The organism is Halanaerobium saccharolyticum (genome assembly GCF_003053565.1).
In the GTDB taxonomy this organism is placed as follows: Bacteria; Bacillota; Halanaerobiia; order Halanaerobiales; family Halanaerobiaceae; genus Halanaerobium; species Halanaerobium saccharolyticum_B.
This window is the reverse complement of the sequence record NZ_QAXS01000020.1, coordinates 26,824-49,337: the sequence shown is the minus strand read 5'-3', so window position 1 is coordinate 49,337 and position 22,514 is coordinate 26,824. Positions and strand designations below refer to the sequence as shown.

General features: G+C 34.8%; 23 protein-coding genes and 1 riboswitch. Of the genes, 4 read left to right on the top strand and 19 right to left on the bottom strand.

The window, feature by feature from the left end:
• Positions 1–30 precede the first annotated feature (30 nt).
• The 8 genes from tsf to dprA form a co-directional block, all read right to left on the bottom strand.
• On the bottom strand, positions 31–930 hold the full coding sequence (gene tsf / locus C8C76_RS08970) for a translation elongation factor Ts (RefSeq protein ID WP_108140866.1): 900 nt from the start codon (positions 928–930) through the stop codon (positions 31–33).
• 105 nt (positions 931–1,035) lie between these two features.
• Positions 1,036–1,773, bottom strand: a complete 738-nt coding sequence (gene rpsB, locus C8C76_RS08965) for a 30S ribosomal protein S2 (RefSeq protein ID WP_108140864.1) — start codon at positions 1,771–1,773, stop codon at positions 1,036–1,038.
• A 234-nt stretch (positions 1,774–2,007) separates the two neighbouring features.
• The gene (gene codY, locus C8C76_RS08960; RefSeq protein ID WP_108140862.1) at positions 2,008–2,790 is read right to left on the bottom strand and encodes a GTP-sensing pleiotropic transcriptional regulator CodY; all 783 of its coding nucleotides are present in this window, start codon (positions 2,788–2,790) and stop codon (positions 2,008–2,010) included.
• A gap of 29 nt (positions 2,791–2,819) precedes the next feature.
• Positions 2,820–4,217: an ATP-dependent protease ATPase subunit HslU gene (gene hslU / locus C8C76_RS08955; RefSeq protein ID WP_208108975.1), complete on the bottom strand. Its 1,398-nt coding sequence runs from the start codon at positions 4,215–4,217 to the stop codon at positions 2,820–2,822.
• A complete protein-coding gene (gene hslV / locus C8C76_RS08950; protein ID WP_108140857.1) occupies positions 4,189–4,758 on the bottom strand; it encodes an ATP-dependent protease subunit HslV in 570 nt (189 codons plus the stop codon). Before hslV ends, hslU begins: the two co-directional genes overlap by 29 nt.
• A 274-nt stretch (positions 4,759–5,032) precedes the next feature.
• Positions 5,033–7,111, bottom strand: a complete 2,079-nt coding sequence (gene topA, locus C8C76_RS08945) for a type I DNA topoisomerase (RefSeq protein ID WP_108140855.1) — start codon at positions 7,109–7,111, stop codon at positions 5,033–5,035.
• A 24-nt stretch (positions 7,112–7,135) separates the two neighbouring features.
• Positions 7,136–7,624, bottom strand: a complete 489-nt coding sequence (locus tag C8C76_RS08940; protein ID WP_108140853.1) for a DUF494 family protein — start codon at positions 7,622–7,624, stop codon at positions 7,136–7,138.
• A gap of 63 nt (positions 7,625–7,687) precedes the next feature.
• Positions 7,688–8,830 (bottom strand): DNA-processing protein DprA, encoded by a 1,143-nt coding sequence (gene dprA, locus C8C76_RS08935; protein WP_108140851.1) that lies wholly within the window; start codon positions 8,828–8,830, stop codon positions 7,688–7,690.
• Positions 8,831–8,984: 154 nt separating this feature from the next.
• Here dprA and C8C76_RS08930 point away from each other — a divergent pair, with 154 nt between their 5' ends.
• Together C8C76_RS08930 and C8C76_RS08925 are read left to right on the top strand one after the other, a co-directional pair.
• A complete protein-coding gene (locus C8C76_RS08930) occupies positions 8,985–10,475 on the top strand; it encodes a TrkH family potassium uptake protein (RefSeq protein ID WP_108140849.1) in 1,491 nt (496 codons plus the stop codon).
• A 32-nt stretch (positions 10,476–10,507) separates the two neighbouring features.
• Positions 10,508–11,182: a potassium channel family protein gene (locus tag C8C76_RS08925; protein WP_108140847.1), complete on the top strand. Its 675-nt coding sequence runs from the start codon at positions 10,508–10,510 to the stop codon at positions 11,180–11,182.
• 39 nt (positions 11,183–11,221) lie between these two features.
• Here C8C76_RS08925 and C8C76_RS08920 read toward each other — a convergent pair whose 3' ends face one another.
• The 5 genes from C8C76_RS08920 to C8C76_RS08900 all read right to left on the bottom strand — a co-directional run bounded on the left by C8C76_RS08920 (position 11,222) and on the right by C8C76_RS08900 (position 16,028).
• On the bottom strand, positions 11,222–11,995 hold the full coding sequence (locus C8C76_RS08920) for an SIMPL domain-containing protein (protein WP_108140845.1): 774 nt from the start codon (positions 11,993–11,995) through the stop codon (positions 11,222–11,224).
• A gap of 93 nt (positions 11,996–12,088) precedes the next feature.
• Positions 12,089–12,487: an ExbD/TolR family protein gene (locus C8C76_RS08915; protein ID WP_108140843.1), complete on the bottom strand. Its 399-nt coding sequence runs from the start codon at positions 12,485–12,487 to the stop codon at positions 12,089–12,091.
• Complete coding sequence (locus C8C76_RS08910; protein WP_108140842.1) at positions 12,471–13,103, bottom strand: MotA/TolQ/ExbB proton channel family protein; 633 nt, start codon at positions 13,101–13,103, stop codon at positions 12,471–12,473. The genes C8C76_RS08915 and C8C76_RS08910 overlap by 17 nt, the downstream gene beginning before the upstream one ends.
• A 15-nt stretch (positions 13,104–13,118) precedes the next feature.
• Complete coding sequence (locus tag C8C76_RS08905) at positions 13,119–14,186, bottom strand: energy transducer TonB (protein ID WP_166637119.1); 1,068 nt, start codon at positions 14,184–14,186, stop codon at positions 13,119–13,121.
• A 27-nt stretch (positions 14,187–14,213) separates the two neighbouring features.
• Complete coding sequence (locus C8C76_RS08900) at positions 14,214–16,028, bottom strand: TonB-dependent receptor plug domain-containing protein (protein ID WP_108140838.1); 1,815 nt, start codon at positions 16,026–16,028, stop codon at positions 14,214–14,216.
• A 142-nt stretch (positions 16,029–16,170) separates the two neighbouring features.
• A riboswitch (cobalamin riboswitch) is annotated at positions 16,171–16,357 on the bottom strand.
• Between the two features lie 220 nt (positions 16,358–16,577).
• Between C8C76_RS08900 and C8C76_RS08895 the strand changes: the two genes are divergently transcribed.
• Both C8C76_RS08895 and C8C76_RS08890 read left to right on the top strand, forming a co-directional pair.
• Positions 16,578–16,943, top strand: a complete 366-nt coding sequence (locus C8C76_RS08895) for a YraN family protein (RefSeq protein WP_108140836.1) — start codon at positions 16,578–16,580, stop codon at positions 16,941–16,943.
• A gap of 36 nt (positions 16,944–16,979) precedes the next feature.
• Positions 16,980–18,506 (top strand): YifB family Mg chelatase-like AAA ATPase, encoded by a 1,527-nt coding sequence (locus tag C8C76_RS08890; protein WP_108140834.1) that lies wholly within the window; start codon positions 16,980–16,982, stop codon positions 18,504–18,506.
• Here the strand turns inward: C8C76_RS08890 and C8C76_RS08885 are convergent.
• From C8C76_RS08885 to trmD, 6 genes are all read right to left on the bottom strand, one after another.
• On the bottom strand, positions 18,489–18,935 hold the full coding sequence (locus tag C8C76_RS08885; RefSeq protein ID WP_108140831.1) for a QueT transporter family protein: 447 nt from the start codon (positions 18,933–18,935) through the stop codon (positions 18,489–18,491). The two genes, C8C76_RS08890 and C8C76_RS08885, sit on opposite strands and share 18 nt — an antisense overlap.
• 74 nt (positions 18,936–19,009) lie before the next feature.
• Positions 19,010–19,822 carry a ribonuclease HII gene (locus C8C76_RS08880; RefSeq protein ID WP_108140829.1) on the bottom strand — a complete coding sequence of 271 codons (813 nt, stop codon included), beginning with the start codon at positions 19,820–19,822 and terminating at the stop codon, positions 19,010–19,012.
• Complete coding sequence (ylqF, locus tag C8C76_RS08875) at positions 19,812–20,696, bottom strand: ribosome biogenesis GTPase YlqF (protein ID WP_108140827.1); 885 nt, start codon at positions 20,694–20,696, stop codon at positions 19,812–19,814. Before ylqF ends, C8C76_RS08880 begins: the two co-directional genes overlap by 11 nt.
• Positions 20,697–20,790: 94 nt before the next feature.
• A complete protein-coding gene (gene rplS, locus C8C76_RS08870) occupies positions 20,791–21,144 on the bottom strand; it encodes a 50S ribosomal protein L19 (protein ID WP_108140825.1) in 354 nt (117 codons plus the stop codon).
• 31 nt (positions 21,145–21,175) lie between these two features.
• Complete coding sequence (locus C8C76_RS08865; RefSeq protein WP_108140824.1) at positions 21,176–21,760, bottom strand: RNA methyltransferase; 585 nt, start codon at positions 21,758–21,760, stop codon at positions 21,176–21,178.
• On the bottom strand, positions 21,753–22,505 hold the full coding sequence (trmD, locus tag C8C76_RS08860) for a tRNA (guanosine(37)-N1)-methyltransferase TrmD (RefSeq protein ID WP_108140822.1): 753 nt from the start codon (positions 22,503–22,505) through the stop codon (positions 21,753–21,755). Before trmD ends, C8C76_RS08865 begins: the two co-directional genes overlap by 8 nt.
• Positions 22,506–22,514 lie beyond the last annotated feature (9 nt).

Genomic DNA, 22,514 nt, shown 5'->3' with positions numbered 1-22,514 from the left:
CTATCTCTAAGTGCTCTCCTTTTTTAATTATTATTGATTTTTTGTCATTGCAGCAACTTCAGCAGCGAAGTCTTCTTCTTTCTTTTCAATACCTTCACCAATTTCGAAACGAGTAAACTGCTTAACTTCCATATCATTTGCTTCCAATATTTCAGCAACAGTCTGATCATCGTCTCTAACAAATGGCTGCTCTAAAAGACAGACCTGGGTATAATACTTATTGATCTTACCTTCTACAATCTGATCAATAATATGCTCAGGTTTACCTTCATTTAACATCTGCTCTTTATAAATCTTCTTTTCTTTTTCAATAGACTCAGCATCTACAGAATCACGATCTAAGAATTCTGGATTGATAGCTGCAATATGCATTGCAACATCTTTGGCAGTTTGAGCCTTTTCTTCAGTGAATTCATTGGCAAATTCAACTAAAACACCAATTTTACCGCCCATATGGATATAACCAAATAAATAGCCATCTGTTTCAACTCTTTTGAATCTTCTCAGATTGATATTCTCACCAATATTAGCAATTGCTGCCTTAATAACCTCACTTACTGTTTCACTGTCATCTTTAAACCAGGCTTCATTTTCAACAGCTTCTACCTCAGCTGCTTCACTCTGCATTAAATGCTCAGAAATATCATTAACAAGGGCCTGGAAATTATCATTTTTAGCAACAAAGTCGGTTTCAGAATTAACTTCAACCAGAACACCTTTTTTGCGATCATCACTTATATTTAAGCTTACTAATCCCTCAGCTGCAACTCTACCTGCTTTTTTAGCAGCGGCTGCCATACCTTTTTCTCTTAAAAACTCAACAGCAGCTTCAATATCGCCGTCAACCTTATTAAGAGCCTTCTTGCAGTCAAGTACACCTGCACCAGTTCGGGAACGAAGCTCTTTTATATCTTTCATTGTAACTCCCATTTATTAAAAACCTCCTTATAATAACGAATAAATATTAACTAAATTATGCTAGAAAAAAAGCGCTGCAAAGCATAAAACTTTACCAGCGCTTTTATTAATTCTTAATTATTCAGCAGTATTTTCTTCAGCTTCAGCTTCTTTTTGAACTTCAGCTTCCTGTTTACCCTGCTTTCCAGCAAGTACTGCGTCAGAAATAACACTGGTAATCAATTTGACAGCTCTAATAGCATCATCATTACCAGGAATGACATAATCTATCAGATCTGGATCACAGTTTGTATCTAAGATTGATACAATTGGAATATCCAGTTTTCTAGCTTCAGAAACTGCGATATCTTCTTTTCTTGCATCTGTGATAAAGATTACATCTGGTAAACCATTCATATCTCTAATTCCACCGAGGAATCTCTGAAGTTTATCGTGTTCTTTGTTTAACTCGATAACCTCTTTCTTAGGAAGAACTTCAAAAATACCTTCTTCTTCCATCTGCTCGATTTCTTCTAAGCGGTCAATACGCTTTTTGATAGTATGGTAGTTTGTTAACATACCACCTAACCAGCGCTGATTAACATAAGGCATTCCGCATCTTTCAGCTTCTTTTTTAACAGTTTCCTGTGCCTGACGCTTGGTTCCAACGAACAGTACATTTTTACCTTCAGCAGCCTCATCCTTAACAAAGTTATAAGCTTTATCAATTAATTTAACTGTCTGCTGTAGGTCAATGATATAAATCCCATTTCTTTCGGTGAAAATATATGGTTTCATCTTTGGGTTCCATCTCTTAGTCTGATGACCAAAATGAACACCCGATTCGAGGAGTTGTTTCATGTTTACAACTGACATAACTCCTGCACCTCCTTTCTGGTTTTAGCCTCCGACAGCATCAACTCTAAACACAACTGTATTAAATACAGCACCAGCATTTAGATCAACTGTCGTGTGTATTTTGCCACAAAAAAGTATACCATAGACTTGAGTTTTAATCAAGCGTTTTTTAGAAAAATCTTTTTTGTCTGGCAGTTAAAAGGCTCCCCAAATAAATTAAGGAGCCTTTGATATCAGCATACTAAACTTTATTTACGCTTTAAGTTTTTCTAATTCATCTAATAAATTATCATTAAGAACTTTAATATATGTTCCTTTCATTCCTAATGAGCGGGATTCAATAACTCCAGCACTTTCGAATTTACGAAGTGCATTTACAATAACAGATCTTGTAATACCGACTCTATCTGCAACTTTACTGGCTACTAATAGACCTTCTTCTCCGTCTAATTCCTCAAAGATATGTTCAATTGCTTCCAGCTCAGAATAGGACAGAGTATCAATAGCAATCTGCACTGCAGCTTTTTTGCGGGCTTCTTTTTCTACTCTTTCACTGCGGGCTCTTAAAATTTCCATTCCCACAACTGAAGCACCATACTCAGCTAAAACTAAATCTTCATCATCAAATTCAGATCCATAACGAGCTAAGACTAAAGTTCCCAGTCTGTCGCCACCACCAATTACAGGTACAATTGTAGTTAATTTATCTTCAAATAAGCAGTCTTCTCCATCAGCGAAAACACACTTGCCGTCTTTTTGTTCAATGTTAGACTTAGTCTCTCTGATTCGTAAAAGACCTTTGTTATATTCATCAGGAAATTCACCATGATCAATAACTTCTTCTTCCATAATATCACATTCAAAATCATCGAGCAGACTGTAACCTAAAATCTTTCCTTTTTTACTTGTCACATATACATTACACTGAACTGCCTCTTTTAGAACATAAGCCATATCAGAAAAATCTACTGCATTTCCACCTGTTCTCTGTAATAACCGGTTAATCTTTCTACTTTTTTCTAATAAACTACCCATTTTTATCTCCTCCATTTTCAGTTTTTAAATTATAGAATATATTTACTTAAATCTTTATTTGCCACAACATCTTTCAATTTATCATTAACATAGTCCACATTAATTTCTATTTCTTCCTCTTCTAAGGTTGGAGCCTCAAAAGAAAGGTCTTCAAGCAGCTTTTCCATTATTGTATGCAGTCTTCTGGCTCCAATATTTTCTGTTTCCTCATTGATATCATAAGCAAAACTAGAAATTTCATCAACAGCAGCTTCAGTAAATTCAATCTTTACTCCTTCTGTCTCCAGTAAAGCCTTATACTGCTTGACCAGAGAATTCTGCGGCAGCAGGAGTATATCTTTGAAATTTTCGCGGCTGAGGCTGTCTAAATTAACTCTCAGCGGGAATCTACCCTGCAGCTCCGGTATCAAATCAGCTGGTGAAGAAACATGAAAGGCACCAGCAGCAATAAATAATATGTGATCTGTTTTAACTGAACCGTGCTTGGTGCTTACAGTTGAGCCTTCAACTATAGGCAGAATATCACGCTGCACACCCTGTCTGGAAACCTCCGGACCGGAATTAGATTCTCTACCTGCAATTTTATCAATTTCGTCTAAAAAGATTATTCCGTCTTCCTCAACTTTTTCTATTGCTTCGGCCTTGACCTGATCCATATCTATCAGTTTTTGAGCCTCTTCATCTTTAAGCATTTCTTTAGCCTGAGCAACTGTAACTTTTTTCTTCTGTTTTTTATTAGGAAAAATATTTCCCAGCATATCCTGAAAGTTAATTCCCATCTGCTCTACACCGGATTCAGAAAAAACCTCCATCATCTGAGAGTTGTTTTCCTCGACTTCAATTTCTATTTTCTGATCGTCAAGTTTGCCTTCTTTAATTCTTTTAAACATTCTCTTGCGTCTGGCAGCTACTCGATCATCAGTATCAGACTTAGAAGCATTAATATCATCAACTAAATTTGAATAATAATCATCTTTTCCTTTTGATTTAGCAGGAAACATGTGATTAACAATTCGCTGAATAGCCTGATTTTCTGCTTCTTTTTCAACCTCTTCCATTTTTTCTTCCTTGACCATTCGGATCGCTGATTCGGTTAAATCTCTGATCATTGATTCTACATCACGACCAACATAACCTACCTCAGTAAATTTGGTCACTTCAATTTTTATAAATGGAGCTCTGGCAATTTTAGCAAGTCTGCGAGCAATTTCAGTTTTACCAACACCAGTAGGTCCAATCATTAAAATGTTTTTGGGAATGATTTCGTCTTTCATGTCATCTTTAACCAGTTTTCTTCGATATCTGTTTCTTAAAGCTATAGCTACTGATTTTTTTGCTTTGTCCTGTCCAATTATATATTTATCAAGTTCAGCAACGATCTCTTTTGGGGTTAATTGATTATTCACCTGCTTCAGACTCACCTCCATTTAACTCCTCTAAAGTAATATTTTCATTGGTATAAATACAAATAGAAGCCGCTATTTTGAGTGCTTCACTGGCGATATCCCCGGCATTCAGACCCTGGCTGTGTTTTGTTAGTGCTGTAGCAGCCGCACGTGCATAAGGGCCACCAGAACCAATAGCAGTAATATTGCCGTCAGGTTCAATCACATCACCATTACCTGAAATAATAAGGATTTCATCCAGATTTGCAACAATTAGCAAAGCTTCAAGTTTTCGTAAAATTTTATCTGTCCGCCATTCTTTGGCCAGCTCGACAGCTGCCCGCTGCAGACTTCCATGGTACTCTTCCAGCTTTCCCTCGAATTTTTCAAAAAGGGTAAAAGCATCTGCAGATGTTCCGGCGAATCCAGCTAAAATTTCACCATTATATAATCTTCTGACTTTTCTGGCTGTACTCTTCATAACAGTATTGCCCAGTGTTACCTGGCCGTCTCCTGCCAGAGCCATACAACCATTATGTTTTACAGCAACTATGGTAGTTGCATCAAAATCTGTAATTGACAATTTAGAACCTCCTTCACTTATAATCTTATATTTTTTAAATTGTCACATGATTCAAAATATTTTAATCTATTTTGTTTATATTACCATGAAAAGATTAAAAAAGTCAAGCTATCGCTCTAAATTTCACAATATTTTAATCATTTTTTAATCTTTTCCATACTCAGCCTTAGCTCTTATTAGTTATTATTATTATTGTAAACGCTTTCTGAGTCTGGTTTTTAAAAGCTTTCTCCAGAATTCGACAAAAAGTCCGGAGAAAGCTTGATAATATACCTTAATCTGCTTTTTCAGTATGTCCACATTCTTTGTTGGTACATTTATAATGTTTACCTTTGGCTTTTGTAGTTTTTTCTACCATCAGACTGCCGCATTTAGGACACGGCTTTTTGACCGGTTTATTCCAGCTCATAAAATTACAGTCCGGATAATTACTGCAGCCATAAAAAGTTCTTCCTTTTTTGGATGTCCGTTCAATGATCTCGCCATCCTCACATTCCGGACAGTCAACTCCAGTTTTAATCAAATAAGGTTTTGTGTTTTTACACTCTGGATAACTGGAGCAGGCTAAGAATTTACCATAGCGTCCGTATTTAACTACCATTGGACTGCCGCATTCATCACAGACCTCATCTGTTTCTTCAACTATTTGAACACTTTCCATATTTTCTCTTGCGTTTTCCAGTCTTTCGTAGAATGGCTCATAAAAATCTCTAAGGATTTTTTTCCACTCTTCATTTCCTTTTTCAATTTCATCAAGCCGCTTTTCAAGCTCAGCTGTAAATTCTACGTCAGTTACATCCGGAAAATATTCAGTTAATAACTCAGTTACCGTCTCTCCCAACTCTGTTGGTTTAAAATATCTTCCCTCTTTTTCAACATAATCTCTGGATTCAATAGTTGAAAGTGTAGGCGCATAGGTACTTGGGCGTCCTATTCCCTCTTCTTCCAGAGTTTTTACCAGAGTCGCCTCAGAGTATCTGGGCGGTGGAGTGGTAAAATGCTGCTCGGGATTTGTATCTACCAAACTGTAACTGTCACCTTCATTTAAGACTGGAAGGTCAATGTCATCTTCTTTTTCCTTACCGGTTAAAATTAAATGACCGGGGAATAAAAGACGAGATCCACTGACTCTAAATTTATATTTATCTCCAGCCTTAAACTGAGCTGAAATGCTCTCATAAAGAGCTGGACTCATCTGACTGGCAACAAATCGCTTCCAGATTAAATCATACAATTTATACTGATCTTTAGATAAGTGCTTTTTCATTTTTTCAGGTGTGCGCTGAGTATCGGTCGGCCTGATAGCCTCATGAGCATCCTGAGCATTAGAATTATTTTTAGACTTTTTCTTCGAGCTTTTTAAGAATTTATCTCCAAATTTATTTAAAATATAATCCTTAGCTCCATTTTTTGCTTCATTAGAAAGTCTGGTGCTGTCAGTTCTGATATAAGAAATCAAACCAACTGTACCTTCACTTCCAATATCTATACCTTCATAAAGCTGCTGGGCTAAATACATAGTCTTTTTAGCAGTATAGTTAAGCTTATTAGAAGCTCTCTGCTGTAAAGTTGAAGTTGTAAAAGGTGATTTAGGATTGCGTCTTCTTTTACGCTTTTTAACTTTTATGATCTCAAAATCTTCTTTTTGAATATCATTTACTACCTGATCAACTTCTTCTTTACTTTCCAGGTTAAACTTTTTATTATCAATTCTGTATAAATCTGCTTTAAGCTGTTCCCCATCTTCATTTTTAAGCTGAATCTCTAAGGTCCAGTATTCTTCTTCATCAAAATTACGAATTTCTTCTTCTCGTTCACAGATAATCCTCACTGCAACGGACTGCACTCTACCAGCACTTAAACCCTTACGAACCTTTTTCCAGAGTAAAGGGCTTAAGCGATAACCTACAAGTCTATCCAGCAGTCTTCTTGCCTGCTGAGCATCTACCAGGTCTTTGTTAATCGAGCGCGGATTTTTGATAGCATTCTGAATCGCATTTTTTGTAATTTCGTTAAATTCGATTCTATTATTTTCTTCATCAGATAATTTTAAGGCATAGGCTAAATGCCAGGAAATAGCCTCACCCTCTCTATCGGGGTCAGTTGCAAGATAAACTTCTTCACTTTTTTTAGCTTCTTTGCGTAATTTATTTAAAGTTTTTCCTTTACCACGAATAGTTATATAATTTGGTTCGAAATCATTTTCTAAATCTATCCCTAATTTACTCTTAGGTAAATCACGGACATGTCCCATTGAAGCTTCAACTTTATAATTTCTACCTAAAAACTTCTTGATAGTCTTTGCCTTTGCGGGTGACTCAACAATTACTAAATTCTTTTTTTTCTTTGCCATTAAATTGATACCTCCAGTAAACTCTTAGTTTACTCTTTGCTGTTTTGAAAAATTTCCATCAAACTCATTAATTTCAGCAGAAATTGTCATCATTAACTCTGAATCATCAACTACATCATTAATTATATCCCAAACAAGGTCAGTTTTAAGATCATCAATTGTTGCAATTTCCATCATTCTATAAATTATTATTTCCAGTTCATCTGCTGATAAGATGCCAAGAGCGTTTAATTTATAAATGATAGCTTTAATTTCTTTACTAAAATAAAAATTTTCCACTTTAGTAAAAACTCGATTGTAGCCGCTTGACATTTCATAATCTATATAAAAATCACGATCTTCAACAGAAATCACTTCACTAAATATAACTTCAAATGCCTCACTGATATTTTCAATTGTATATCCCTGATTTTCAAGTTCAATTATAATATCTTCCTGTTTCCGCCAGAGATCTTCATCATGGAGCATTTTTTGAATAAGAATGCTTAAAATTTCTATAACTTTTTTATTCATATTATTCTGGCATTTCTGCCGTTTAGGCCTCCCTATCGTAAAAAATCTTTAACTAGTATATTATTATATTGGTTTAAGGAGATTTTGTAAACCCTTAAACTGATATTTTTTCCCTTTTAAGCGAATTATCAGATCCATTAATTCTAATTTTATCAGTATTTTATCAACTTTTTCTGTAGTCAGATTACTTAATTTTAATAAATCAGCATAATATATTTCAACTTCATGCTGAAAAAGTTTCAGTATTTTAATTTCATCTGGATTTAATTCGGGATAAATTTTACTTATTTGTTTATCATCATTTACAAATTCATTTTCACTATCAATCTGCTGTAAATATCTGCTTAAAAAATCTATAATATCACTTACCTGCGTAAAAATTGCTGCTCCTTTTTTAATCAATCTATTACAGCCAACAGAATTTGGTCGATCAATATTTCCTGGTACAGCCATAATATCTTTCCCCTGGTCTAAAGCATAATCAACTGTAATCAAAGTCCCACTTTTTTCGCCAGCTTCTACTACTAAAATTAAATCTGCCAGACCACTGATAATTCTATTCCGGCGGGGGAAATTTTTGGCTCGCGGAGCTACAGCTGGATTGAATTCTGTCAGCATTAAACCCTTTTCAATAATTTTTTGCGAGAGCAGTTTATTTTGAGAAGGATATAAATAATCAAAGCCATTTCCTAAAACAGCTGTAGTGATACCACAATCTGCTGCTAGTGCCCCCTGATGAGCAGTGCTGTCTATTCCATTGGCCAGCCCACTAATTATATTTACTCCCTTCTCTGCCAGCTTAGAAGCTGTTCTGCTTGCAATTTTGCGTCCATAGACAGTAGAGTTTCTGGAACCAATTACAGCAACAGCAGGAAGCTGAAAGTTTAATACCCCTTTATAGAAAATTACTGGTGGTGGGTCATAAATTTCTTTTAATCTAGCTGGATATTCTTGATTATATAAGGTTAGATAATTAATATTTTTCTTTTTTAATTCAGCAGTTATTTTCTGAGGCTTAAATTTTTCTTTCTGATCATTAAATATCCTTATTTTCTTTTCTGTTAAGCCTAAATTTCTTAACTGCTGTTTATTTAAACTCCACATTTTGTTAAGATTATTTAGATTACTCATTAATTCAATAATAGTTCGGGGTCCAAAACCGCTCAACTGATTTAAAAAAATTACTGCCAGGCTGTTTATATCCATAATTTACCTCCTTTATTTTAATTATATTATATACCCAAATAATGTAAAAATCAATTTAAGTAATTAAAATTTAGGCTAAAAAAGGAAATACTCATTTATTCTTGAATAATATAATTAACGGAAATCATTAAAATTTTAAAAGGGGGTAAAGTTATTGCTGAAATCTACTAAGTATAATACTATTTTATATTTTCTGAGCATCCTGGCTTTTATTATGGGCTTTATTATGGTCATCCCTCTGATACTGGCCTTTATTTACCAGGATGGTAATGAGATCTATCAGGCATTTTACTATACAATTATTATAGCCTTAATTACCGGTACCCTCTTAAAACTGCCGACTGACCCTGAAAATATTTACATAGATTTAACAACAGCCATGCTGCTTTGTGCCACAGGCTGGATAATTGTTTCCCTAATCGGAGCCTTACCCTTTATGATTGGGATCGAAAAATCATTTATTGATTCCTTTTTTGAAGCTGTAAGTGGCTTTACTACTACAGGAATCACCGTCTTTACCGGCCTTGATTCAATGGCAAAATCTATAATTTTCTGGAGAAGTTTGATGCAGCTCTTAGGTGGTCTGGGAATTTTAACATTTTTTCTTTTGATCTCTACTAGAGCTCAGGGAGAAACCTGGCAGCTTTTTAGTGCAGAAAGTCATAAAATTAATGTTTCCCGGCCTGTACCTAATGTTTTTAAAACTGTAAAAATACTCTGGCTGATTTACCTTGGTTTTATGCTGCTGCAGAGTCTGATCTTAATTTTACTGGGTCTATCTCCATTTGATGCTTTTACTCACAGTTTTACAACCCTATCAACCGGAGGTTTTTCTCATTATGATGCCAGCATCGCTCACTATGCAAATAGCGGCTACAGCAATTATATTTTAATTGAATATGTAATAACATTTTTTATGTTTTTAGGTGGGGTTAACTTTCTACTTCACTTTAGATTTTTTACAAAAGATTTTGCAAGCATCAAAAAAAATAGTGAATTAAAGACTTTTGTCAGGCTGATTTTATATTCAACTATTTTTATTAGTGTTTTAATTATAATTTTAAATACTGCCGCAGATTTCAATGCTGAAGAAATTTTTCGTAAAACTTTATTTCAGGTAACATCGATTATTACTACAACCGGTTTTGGAACGCATAATATTAATTCCAGTTTTTTTCCGGCTGCAGCCAGACAGATCTTTATAGTTTTTATGCTGATTGGCGGGAGTGTTGGTTCCACCTCAGGTGGGATTAAGGTTATGCGCTTAAATATTTTGGGAGGCTTATTTAAAAGAGAGGTAAAGAAAATATATTTGCCAAATCATGCTGTCTTACCGGTTACACTTGATAAAAGTATTATTGATAGTGATGAAATAAATAAATTAACAGGTTTATTTTCTTTCTGGCTTTTTTTAATTGTAGTCGGGGGGATTATAACCTCAGTCTTTTCTGATTTAAATGGCTGGCAGGCTTTTTCTGGAATGTTTTCAGCTATGGGTAATATAGGTCCTTTCTTCTTTTCTGTAGAAAAGATGGCGTCTCTTTCTCCTGTAATCAAGATGACCTATATAATAGGAATGCTGGCTGGAAGATTAGAAATTCTACCGATTATTATTTTATTTACCAAAAAAGCCTGGGAAGAATAGTTTTTATTATTTTGCAAATTGGAGGTATTGATATGTATATTATTATTGCTGGTGGAGGTATTGCGGGAAGGAACTTAACTAAAAATCTTGTTCAAAAACATGATGTAATTGTAATTGAAAAAGAACAGAGTGTTGCAGAAAAAATATACAGCCGTTATGGAGCAGTAACTGTACTGGGAAGTGCTACGAGAATTGATATTTTAAAAGAAGCTGGAATTGAAAAATGTGATGTTGCAATTGCAGTAATGCGGGATGATGCTGATAATCTTTCTTTTTCACTTTTAGCCAAAAATTTTGGGGTAGAAAAAATTCTGGTCAGAATGAGAGAGCCAGAATATGAAAATGCCTACCAGATGGCTGGAGCTACCAATATTGCAGCAACTATGGAATTAATAGTAGATCGCTTTATTACTGATATTGAAGAACCGGATGTGCGGAAGGTGGCTTCACTTGGAGATGGTAAGGCTGAGGTTTCAATTTTGACCATTCCACCTGAATCACCAATTTCCGGGATGAAAATTTCTGATATAGTGAGCCAGAAAACTTTTCCAGAAAACTGTGTAATCGCAGGAATTTATGATAAAGCTCAGGACAGATACATTGTTCCCCGCGGAAATAGAGAAATTTTTGCAGGAAATCAGGTTTTCCTGGTTGCCTCCAAAGATGATATGGAAAGTGCTGCTAATTTTCTTTTATATAATAAATAAATGAAACTGAGTGCAACTAATGCACTCAGTTTTTTTAACTTAGTATAATTCTATTTCTGCTGAAAGTGAAACACTAATGTTTACCTTCTGTTCTGCCAGAGGCACTTCAGAAAAGTTTGCTGACTCTGCAGTTCTGCTCATTGCTTTTAAAGCATCACTGCCATAAATATTCTGCTGACCAAAATTAAGTTCTTTGATTCTGTAATTTTCTTTATCCAGATTTGCGGCCATAAAAGCAGCTTTATCTTTAAGACTGCTTAACGCTGCTGCTGTAACATCCTCTAAAGCTTTTTCGTTGCTCTCTAAACGATAGTTTATGTTAACAACTCTGTTGGCCCCTGCGTCCAGTAATCTGCCTAAAAGGACCGGTAATTCTCCTAAATTTTTTGAAGTGAATTTTATCTGATTGTTGACCTGATAATAAGTTACTCTTTCCTCACCACTATCTTCTCTTTCTTCATATCTGGTATAGGGATAAACTCTAAATCCCTGTGTTTCTAAATTTTCCAGTTCTTCCGCTTCTAAAATAGCCATTACTTCACTCATTATTCGGTTGTTTTCTTCTACTGCTGCTGACTGTTCTCTACTTTCATTTTCAAAGCCAAGCACCACATCAACAATATCAGGATCATATTCCTGCTGCTGGCTGATACTTAAATTAGTTGTAATATAATCTTTTTCTATTTTTTCAACTGGAGCTTCTCTTTCTGCTGTTTCTACAGCTGGAGTATTAAAATACAAACCATTAACTACTATTACAGATAATAAAATCAAAGCTATAAAAACTAAAAACATACCTACATTTCTGTTCATAAATAACCCCTCCGTTTACTAATCATTATTTTTATTTGCTTAATAATTAATCTCTTAATTATATAATTCTAATAAGATGGAGAAAATCCTTTTTTATTTTTCCTCCCTCAGGGCAAAAGATATATTTTGATAGCCGTTATTTTTAAATTTTTCGATTAAAAATACCAGGGAATCAAAATTACTCTCCTGATCAGCATAGATTTTAACTTTTTCGACCGGGCCAGCATTTAACTCAGCAAATAATTTATCCAGCTGCTGCCTGCTATATTCCTTTTCCTGATAATATATCTGGTTTTTTTGATCCAAAAAGACACTTATATTTTTCTGCTCTGAACTCTGACCGATGCTGCTCTCCGGCACGCTAATATTATATAATGCTTCTTCTCCCTGTAAAGTTGAAGAAACAAGAAAGAAAATTAAAAGTAAAAAGACAATATCTATCATTGGAGCCAGATTTAAAGTTGAACTTTTCTTTTTAGGCTGATATTTCATTATTATTCAGCTCCTTAATCTCTTTTTTATAAAGAATGCTCTCACTTTCTAACCTTAAGTTATTGAGCTGATTATGGAGTTTTTCTATTTTAGCATAAAAATAGTGGTAAAAAGCTGCAGCAGGTATTGATATGATTAAGCCAGCAGCAGTAGTAAATAAAGCTTCTGAAATTCCTACTGCCATCTGCTCCGGACTGCCTCCCACACCTAAAACCTGAAATGTTTTGATCATACCGCTTACTGTTCCCAGCAGACCTAAGGTTGGTGAAACCTGAGCAATAAAATTTAAAAAACCTAAGTGTTTTTCAAGCTGCGGCAGTTTATCAACTTCTTCTGCATCAAGATATAAGTTGAATTCCTCTCTACTTTTTGGCTTTTTAGTTAAAATATTATTATAAATTTCAGCAGCTACTCCCTTTTTATTCTTTAAAATACTGGCCTGCTGTTTATTATCATTAAAATTAAGAACTGCTTTTAAATATTTATCCTTATCAATTTGCCTATAATTTAAAAAAAATATTATACTCCTCTCAAAAACTATAAAAATCATTAAAAATGCTGCTAAAAGCAGTGGATAGGAAACAATACCTGCTGTTTCAATAAACTCTGTAATCATAAATTTTACCTCCAGTTAATTTAACTTAAAACGAATTGGCAGATTAACAATTACCTCAACTTTAATACCATCTTTTTCTGCAGCTTCAAATCTCCAGTTGGAAACTGCACTAAGAGCAGCCTGATCGAAAGAGTCATAACCCGAGCTTTGACTGATTTTTAAATCATGAGCCTTACCAGCTTTATCTATTCTCAAAGATATTATTACTTCACCTTCAATATTTCTTTTTCTCAAGTTAGAAGGATATTCTGGCTGAGCATAATTTTTCAGACCAGGCTTTTGAATATCATTCCCGCCCTCTCTTAGATTATAAACTTCTTGTTCCTCATTATTCCGAGCACCTTCTTCAGCAGCATTGTCCTTTTTATTCTCTGACTTACTTACTGTGTTTTTTTCTCTGCTCTCTCCTTCTGTTTCTGATTCATTTTCTCTTAAATTATGATCACTTTTATTCTCATTTTTTTTATTAACTTCTTTATCAACTTCGTTTTCTTGAACAGCTGAATCATCATTTTCTAATTCAGCCAGATAACTATCCAAATCAAATTTGTCTTCATTTTCTTCTTTTTTAGTTGCTGCTTCTTTTGAATTATCTTCCTCTGTCTCATTTTTTGAATTATTTAACCAGGCCGGCATTGTCTCCTGTTTTTCTTCTACTTCTTTGTTTTCTGAAGAAGTTTCGTCTGTTTCTTCGGTTTTTAAATCATTCTCCTGCTGAATCTTTTCTGTTTTAATTTCTGCTTCATCTACTTCTTTTTCTTCCTCTTCGACAAAATGATCATTCTTTTCTTCATTTTTGTTTGAACTACTTTTAACTGTTTCCTCAGCCAGTGTCTCTTTCTTTTCAGAAAAATTATCTCCCTGCTCAGCTTTTGCTTCTTTAAGTTTTTGCTTCCCTTCTGACTGAGTATTTTCTGCGGCAGGATGATTAGAAGTAGATAATAATAGTTCAATTTCAACCTCTTTTTTTTCAACAGGTTTTATATCCTCTGCCAGAAGCCCTAAAGAAGCAGCTTCCAGCAGCAGGATAAGGGATAATGATAAGAGGAAGGCTGTCAGATATATTGTTTTATTATACTTCATTATCATCATCCTTTCTTTTGCTTTTAATTAAAAGTTAGTGCTTAAGTTCACCATAAAGTTGCGGCCCGGCATTGGATAACCGTCTACTACTTCATAGTCTTTGTCGAAAAGATTGTTGATTTCAACTGAAAGTTCTTTGTTTTTACTTAAATTTGTAGATAATCTTAAATCAGATAAGAAATATGATTCTACCGTTTCCCCACCATAAGAATTTGTTTCACCAACATATCTATTGTCAAGAACAACTTTATAATTTTTGCCGCTGTATTTTGTATTTAAAGCAATCTGATTATATGGCATATTTAATGACTGGCCATCAACACTATCATCTCTAGCTTCTAAATAGGTGTATGCAAAATCAACACTCCAATTATCATCTATTTTTCTAGATGTTAATAACTCTATTCCTTTGATTTCAGCTTCATCAATATTTTCCATCATAAATGTATCAGAATTATAATTGATTAACTGTTCGAAATTTCTTTTAAAAAATGTAATCTCTCTGCTACAAATTGAATCTGAATATTTAAAACCTAAATCAAAAGTTTTACCCTCTTCCACTTTTAAATTTTCGTTGCTACCAAAACCAGTATATAAATCTAGAAATGTTGGTGCCCTATATGATTCACCATAATTAAAATTAAAATTCCAATTATTATTTATTTGATAAATATATCCAAATTTAGGGCTTAAATTAGATCCATACTCTTCATGATCATCATATCTTCCTCCATAAACAAAAATATTATTATTTACTCTAAATTTATCCTGGATATATAAAGATTTATTTAGATTGCTATGTTTATTATTAGTTTCTAATTGATTATCTTTAACTTCATTTTCTACTATTTCAAAACCATAAATTAATGTATGGTTGTCAAAATAATAATTTGTTTCTTTATAATTAAAACCTCTTTTTAAAATATCTATATCAGTTAGATTATATCCAGTTAAACTCCAGGTACTTCTGGTTCTATCATACATCTCTCGATTATTACTGTATAATAAAAATGTTCTATCTCTATTATCTAAATTTTGATTCAGAGAGATTTTGATATTCTTATCCTGGTCATCACGAAAACCATAGTCATCATTTGCATCTGAGCCTGGATAATTTGATTCAACATTATTATATCTGTATGAAAAGTTAAAAGTTGATTTTTTACTCAGATTATATTTGTATTTTAAAAATAAATCATTACGATCCAATGCCGACTCTTGATCAGGATCATCTCGATGATCATCACTACTTAATTTATCATACGAGATAAATATTGAAGAATTATCAAAATTATAATTTGTTGTTAAAATATAATTTTGAGTATTATATGAACCTAAACCAAAATCAATCTCTGTTTTATTCTCCTGATCGGCGTCTTGAGTTACAATATTGATTACGCCTCCCATAGCATTTGCACCATAAATTGAAGATGAGGCAGACTTAGAAATTTCAATTTTTTTAATAACTGAAATAGGAATATCCTCCAGTCTAATTACACCATCCTGAGGACTATTTAAAGGCTGACCATCAAGTAAGTATAATATTTGGTCCTGTCTTGCTCCTCTAATTATTATATCTTTTTTTCCAGTTAACCCACTGAAGTTTTTAATATAAACCCCACCTGCATCCTGCAGAAGATCTGCTAAATTCCTGGCATTGCTCTCTTCTATCTCTTCCTGATCAATAACCTCAATACTGACAGGAGTCTCCATAATACTTTCCTGATAACGACTTGCTGTCACGACTACCTCATCCAATTCCATAACTTCTTCCTCGGCACTTACTGGCACTGCAAAAATCAAGAGTGCTGTAAGCATGACTAAAACTGTTTTTCTTAACATAAATAATTCCTCCTTGAGTTTTTTGTCTGCTCACAGCCACCTAAGACAAAAAAGGCTAAACAAACAAAAAATGACACCCTAAGGATACATTGAGGGTGTCAGAATAGATATAGTTAGCCCACAACCAGTCCTGTCTCGAAGATGGCTGTTATCCTTTTAGGCAGGTCTCCTGACTTTACAGCTCTACCGATTTACCTTCCCCAGCGCCATTGATGAGTGAGTGGTAATTAATCGGCCTACTGATTAACAGTGGCGGACCCGTTCAGGAATTTCACCTGATTCCCTATTATCTTCTAATTTAAAGAAGCACCTAAAAAGAGAACATTATTTTCTTTTCTAATAATTATTATTCTTTAAATTCAGCTGAAATCCTCTAATTAATTTATAATAATCCAAAATAATTATCTTTTGAATATTATAGAAATTACTTATTAAATAAGATCTTTACTTTTCTTCTCCCAGATTATAATAAAAAAATTAATTTTTTATGCAGGAGTTTCTATTTATTTACATAATTATATAATATATTCTATTTAAGGAGGTATTTTGATGGCTTTACACAATAAAATCGGAGAAATTGGTGAAGATATTGCAGTAAAATATTTAAGGCAGGAGGGTTATTATATTATTGAAAGGAATTATAGAAATAAGTTTGGAGAAATTGATATTATCGCTGCTAAAAATAATTATACAATTTTTATTGAAGTTAAGAGCCGCAGCTCCGAAAGTTATATTGAGCTGGCCCACTCTCTTTATAATCAACAGATTGCTCACCTCCGTCGAGCAGCAATCTATTATTTTGCTGAAAAAAACATCCATTTAAGTTCAATTCGTTTTGACTTGATTGCTTTAAAAATTGATCCTGCTGCCAGACGTATTGATAAATTAAAGCATTTTAAAAATATAATAGAATAATTTGTAGTTTCGACCCACTTTAGAAAGGAGAATTGAATGTATTCCTATCTCTATTCAGCAGTAATACATGGAGTAAAAGCAGAAATGGTAAAAGTTGAGGTAGATATTTCAAGAGGACTGCCCGGCTTTAATATTGTTGGGCTGGCTGGAAAAACAGTTCGAGAATCTGCTAAAAGAGTCCGCTCAGCAATTATCAATTCCGGTTTCGAATGGCCGGTTAAGAAAATAACAGTTAATCTAGCTCCCGGTAATATCAATAAATATGGCTCTCATTTTGACCTGGCAATCGCTGCAGTTCTGCTGGAATGCTCCGGGCAGATTAAAATTAAAAATAAAGAAAATAAATTTTTTGCTGGTGAATTAAATTTAAATGGGAATATTAATCATGTAAAAGGTGTGCTTTCCATGCTGCTTACAGCTGCAGAAAACAATTATTTAGAGGCTGTACTGCCTGGCGCAAACCAAAAGGAAGCTGTGCTGGTTAAAAATTTAACTCCCTATCTTTTAAAACACCTGCATGACCTTAACAATTTGGAAGCTGCAGCAAAAAGAAGTAAATTTAAACCAAAATTAAATGAAGATTCCAGCCTAAATTATCCAGAACTCAACCAGATCAGGGGTCAGAAAAGTGCCAAAAAAGCTGTGGTCACAGCTGCTGCTGGAGGCCATAATTTACTTTTAATTGGACCTCCCGGTTGTGGCAAAACAGTTCTGGCAGAATCTATTGTAAAACTGCTGGCACCACTCAATAAAAGAGAACTGCTGGAAACAGCCTCCATCTACAGCATCAACAATAATTTAAATGAACTTAATCTGAAGAAGAAATATCGCCCTTTTGTTGCTCCTCATCATTCTATTACCTCTGCTGGTTTAATTGGAGGAGGTCAGATACCTGTGCCTGGAGAAATATCTCTGGCACATAATGGAGTTCTCTTTTTAGACGAGCTGCCGGAATTTAAAAATTCTGTTCTGGCCAATCTGAGAGAACCTCTGGAAAAAAAGAAAATTAAAATTGTCCGGCAGCAGGGAAGTTACTATTTTCCAGCAGATTTTCAGTTTCTGGCGGCAATGAATCCCTGCCCCTGTGGTTTTGCAGGAGTTAAAGATCGTGACTGTAAGTGCTCGGAAAGAGATATTGTCCGCTACCAGCAAAAATTATCAGGTCCATTAAAAGATAGGATTGACCTGCAGATTGAAGTTCTACCTCTAAAAAAAGATGAAATCTTATTTAAAAATTCTACTGCTGAAAAAATAAATTATCTCAAAAAAATAAAAAAAGCCCGCTCAATGCAGGCTCAAAGATACCAAGATACTGGAATCAAAAATAATTCAGAGCTGAACTTAGAGGATATAGAAAAATACTGTCAGCCTAACAGCAGTGCCAAAAAGGTTTTGGAACAGGCCTATGAAAGCCTTAAATTAAGTGTTCGCGGTTATATCCGCCTGATGCGGGTGGCGAGAACTATTGCTGACTTGAATTCAAATCCCCAAATTACAGAATCAGATCTGATTGAAGCTGTTGATTTTCGCTGGTACGCAGAAAAATCAGAAATGCTTCTTTAGATATTTAATTAGTGGTACACCAAGAATTAAAACAACAGCTGCCTCACTTAGACCAATTTGAATAACATTTAACCAGTAAGGAAGGTCAAATAAAATGTGAAGATAAATGCTGATTAAAAATGCATTAAATAAAATTGGACTTAAATAAGCGAAAATATTATCTCTGTTTTTATAGGTCACATAAGCAGCCAGCAGAGTAACCAGACTTCCTCCAATAATATCAATTAAACCAAGTCCCCCAATCACATTGGCCAGCAGTACTCCTAAAAATAGGGCCGGAACTGCTTCTGGAAATAAAATTGGCAGAACTGTTAAAGCTTCAGCTGCTCTAAATTGAATTGGTCCAAAACTTACTGGAGCCAAAAAATATGTAATCACAACATATAAGGCAGTAATCGCTGCTCCACGAGCTAATCTTTTTGTATTCATTTTCTTATCTCCTTTCTTAAGAGCTTATATTTTTAAATTTTAATAAATAACAAAGTTATTAAACTCAGTTAAATTTACTCTGGAACTCTCCCAAATGATTTGCGGTGGATCGAAGAAGAGCCATATTTTTCTAAAGCAGCTATATGTTCAGCAGTACCATAGCCCTTGTTGGACTTAAAGTTGTACTGAGGAAATTTCTCTGCATATTCAAAAATAATATTATCCCTGGTAACTTTAGCGATAATTGAAGCAGCAGCAATTGCATTTACATCTGCATCTCCATCAATTATAGATTTTTGAGCTACAGTCAGTTCAGGTATAACTGCATTTCCATCCACCAGTAAAATATCAGGATTTGCAGCTAACTGCGGCAGTAAATCCTTAACTGCCCTCTTCATAGCAACAAAGGTAGCTTCACGAATATTGTATTTATCAATTTCACTGCTTGTTGCTTTACCGATACCCACTTTTGCCCTGGCTTTGATTTTTGAAAATAGAATTTCTCTTTTCTTTTTTGATAATTTTTTGGAATCATCAAGTTCATAAATTTTAGCCTCTGGGTCAAGGACTACTGCGGCAGCTACTACAGGCCCTGCCAGAGGTCCACGCCCAGCTTCATCCAGCCCGACAATAATCTGATGGCCCTGAGTTCTAAGCTCTGCTTCCACAGTATTCATCCGCTCCCACTTAGCTTCTATTTGCTGCTGCTGCTTAATTTTGCGCTGCAGTCTGGCAGCAACTTTTTGGACTCCTTTGCGGGAATCCTGGTTTAAAATTTTAATTATCTCCGGTAAATTTTTATCAATTTTCAGCTCTGCAGCAAAGTTTTTAACCTCTTTAACTGTCAACTGACTAAACTCAGGTAGATCTAAATTATTATTTTTCATTCTGATCAGCTTCCTTTAAACTTTCTGCTTCTGCTGGTTTTTCTAAAGTTATCTGACCTAACCTGCCATCTCTAAAATCATTGATTACTATTCCAGCTGCTCGATTGCGGTCAACCTTACCACCTGTCATTAAACAGCCCCTTTTGCGGGCTATATCGGCCAAGACATCATAAGGGTGGGCTTCTAAATAATCAAGGCTGTAAGCGTCTATTAAGATCTCCTCATTGATCTCCTTAATAAATTTAATCAATTTGTAAGCTGCCAGCTCAGGATCAAAGATATCATTGTCCACAGCCCCGGTTAGAGCTAACTTATATGCCTTATCTTCATCACTAAATTTTGGCCATAAGATTCCAGGTGTATCAAGGAGACGCACCTTTTTACTGACATTAACCCACTGCCTGCCTCGAGTTACTCCGGGTTTATTACCAATTGTTGTAATATTAGAACCGGCTAAAAGATTAATTAAAGCTGATTTTCCAACATTGGGAATTCCAATAATCATTGCCCGCAGTCTCCGAGGATTTCTTCCCTTTTTTGAAAGTTTGGCAGCAATTTTGTCATAAGTATTATTTAAAATACTCTTTAATTCACTGACACCCTCTCCGGTAAGAGAATTTAATAAAACTGCTTCTTCAGCTGTCTTATCCTGAAAATAGTCAATCCACTTCTGATTATATTCTGGATCAGCAAGATCCTTTTTATTTAAAACAGTTACCTTGGCCTGTTTATCTATTAATTTCCTCAGGTCAGGATTCTGACTGCTTAAGGGGACTCGAGCATCAGCCACCTCAATAACAATATCAACTAACTTTAAATCTTCTTTTAATATTCTCTTTGCTTTGGCCATATGGCCGGGATACCACTGTATCATAATTAAAACTCCTTAAAACTTTTTCTGAAACTAATTTTTAAGCCATTTAATATTGAAAAAAGGTGGAGAAAGCCCCACCTTAAAATCAAAATAATTATTTTCTTTCTTCTCTTTTTTCTTTAATTCTAGAAGCCTTACCTCTTCTATCCCGCAGATAGTAAAGACGAGATCTTCTAACATCACCACGGCGTACTACTGTAATTGTATCTAATTTAGAAGTATGTAGTGGGAAAGTTCTTTCCACTCCTACACCGTGAGCAACCTTACGAATAGTGAAAGTCTCACTCAGACCACCACCATTTCTTCTGATTACAACACCTCTAAATGGCTGCAGTCTTTCTTTGCCACCTTCAGAGATTAATACTTTCAGATCTAATGTATCTCCAACAGCAAATTCGGGGATATCATCACGAATTTGGTCTTTTTCTATTTCATTGATAATGTTCATCTATAAACCTCCTCTCAAAAAATAATTAAATTTATGCCTCCCACCAGGGATCAGATAACAGACGATCCATTATGATTGAAGCAGCACTTCTAACTGACAGATGATTAAAATCTCCCCTACCCCAGATCGGATAGAGTATATAGTCACAGTCAGCAACCATTTCCTTAGTTAATCCATAACCAGTTCCATATATAATCAAAAAGGGGCGATCAACCTGCTGTAATTCACTGCGCATATCTTTATAGGATATTGTATTTGGATATTCACGAGCATCAGTAGCAATCAGCAGAGGTTCCTGACCGGTTTCCTCTCTAATTTCTTCCTTTACTTCTTCAAGTTCAGAAGCAATCTCGAGAACAGAAAAAGCCTGGTGGCGGTTATATACATAATCAGCACCCCGGCCCCCGGTCCAGTAGTCTCTTACTCTTTCTACCAGTTCCTGCTGTGATTTTAGATTATTGATAATATAGTATTTATTAATATCATAAGTTTTTGCGGCTCTTGATATATCATGTAGATCATAATTTGTTACAGTTGTTGTTATAACTTCACCCAGTTTATTATAAATAGGATTATGGACTAAGCCAAGATAAACATCTGCCTCAATTTTACTCATCAACTTCACCCTTTAGTTCCAGCTTAATTTCTTTAAGTAATTCTTTTTCTAAATCACTAAGATTTCTATCTTCCAGTAAGTCTTCTCTTCTTAAAAGAGTTCTTTTTAAAGACTCTTTTTTACGCCAGCGCTCGATTAACTGATGATTACCGCTGAGCAGCACATCAGGGACTTTAAGGCCATTAACCTCTCGGGGTCTGGTATAATGAGGATGTTCTAAAAGCCCATTATAAAATGAATCCTTTTTAGAAGAATCTTCATCTCCCAGAACTCCACTTAAAAGTCTGGAGATTGAGTCAACAAGCACCATTGCCGGCAGTTCTCCCCCGGTAAGCACATAGTCACCGATAGAGATTTCCTGATCGACAATTGTTTCTCTGACCCGCTCATCCACACCTTCATAACGGCCGCAAATTATCGTTAAACCTTCTTCCTGACTTAGATCCTTTACTAAATCCTGAGTCAATTCCTGACCCTGAGGACTCATTAAAATAGTTTTTGATTTATGTCCCCTCTTATTTTGAGTATCCTGCCAGGCTTTAAAGATCGGTTCTGCCTTCATCACCATGCCAGCACCTCCACCATAGGGTGGCTCATCTGTTGTATGGTGTTTATCTTCAGCAAAATCACGGATATTTACTGTTTTAATATCTATCAAATCTTTTTCTCTGGCTCTTTTTAAAATACTCTCACTAAAAGGTCCCGTAAACATTTCGGGAAAAAGGGTTAAAATATCAAAAAACATAAATTCAGC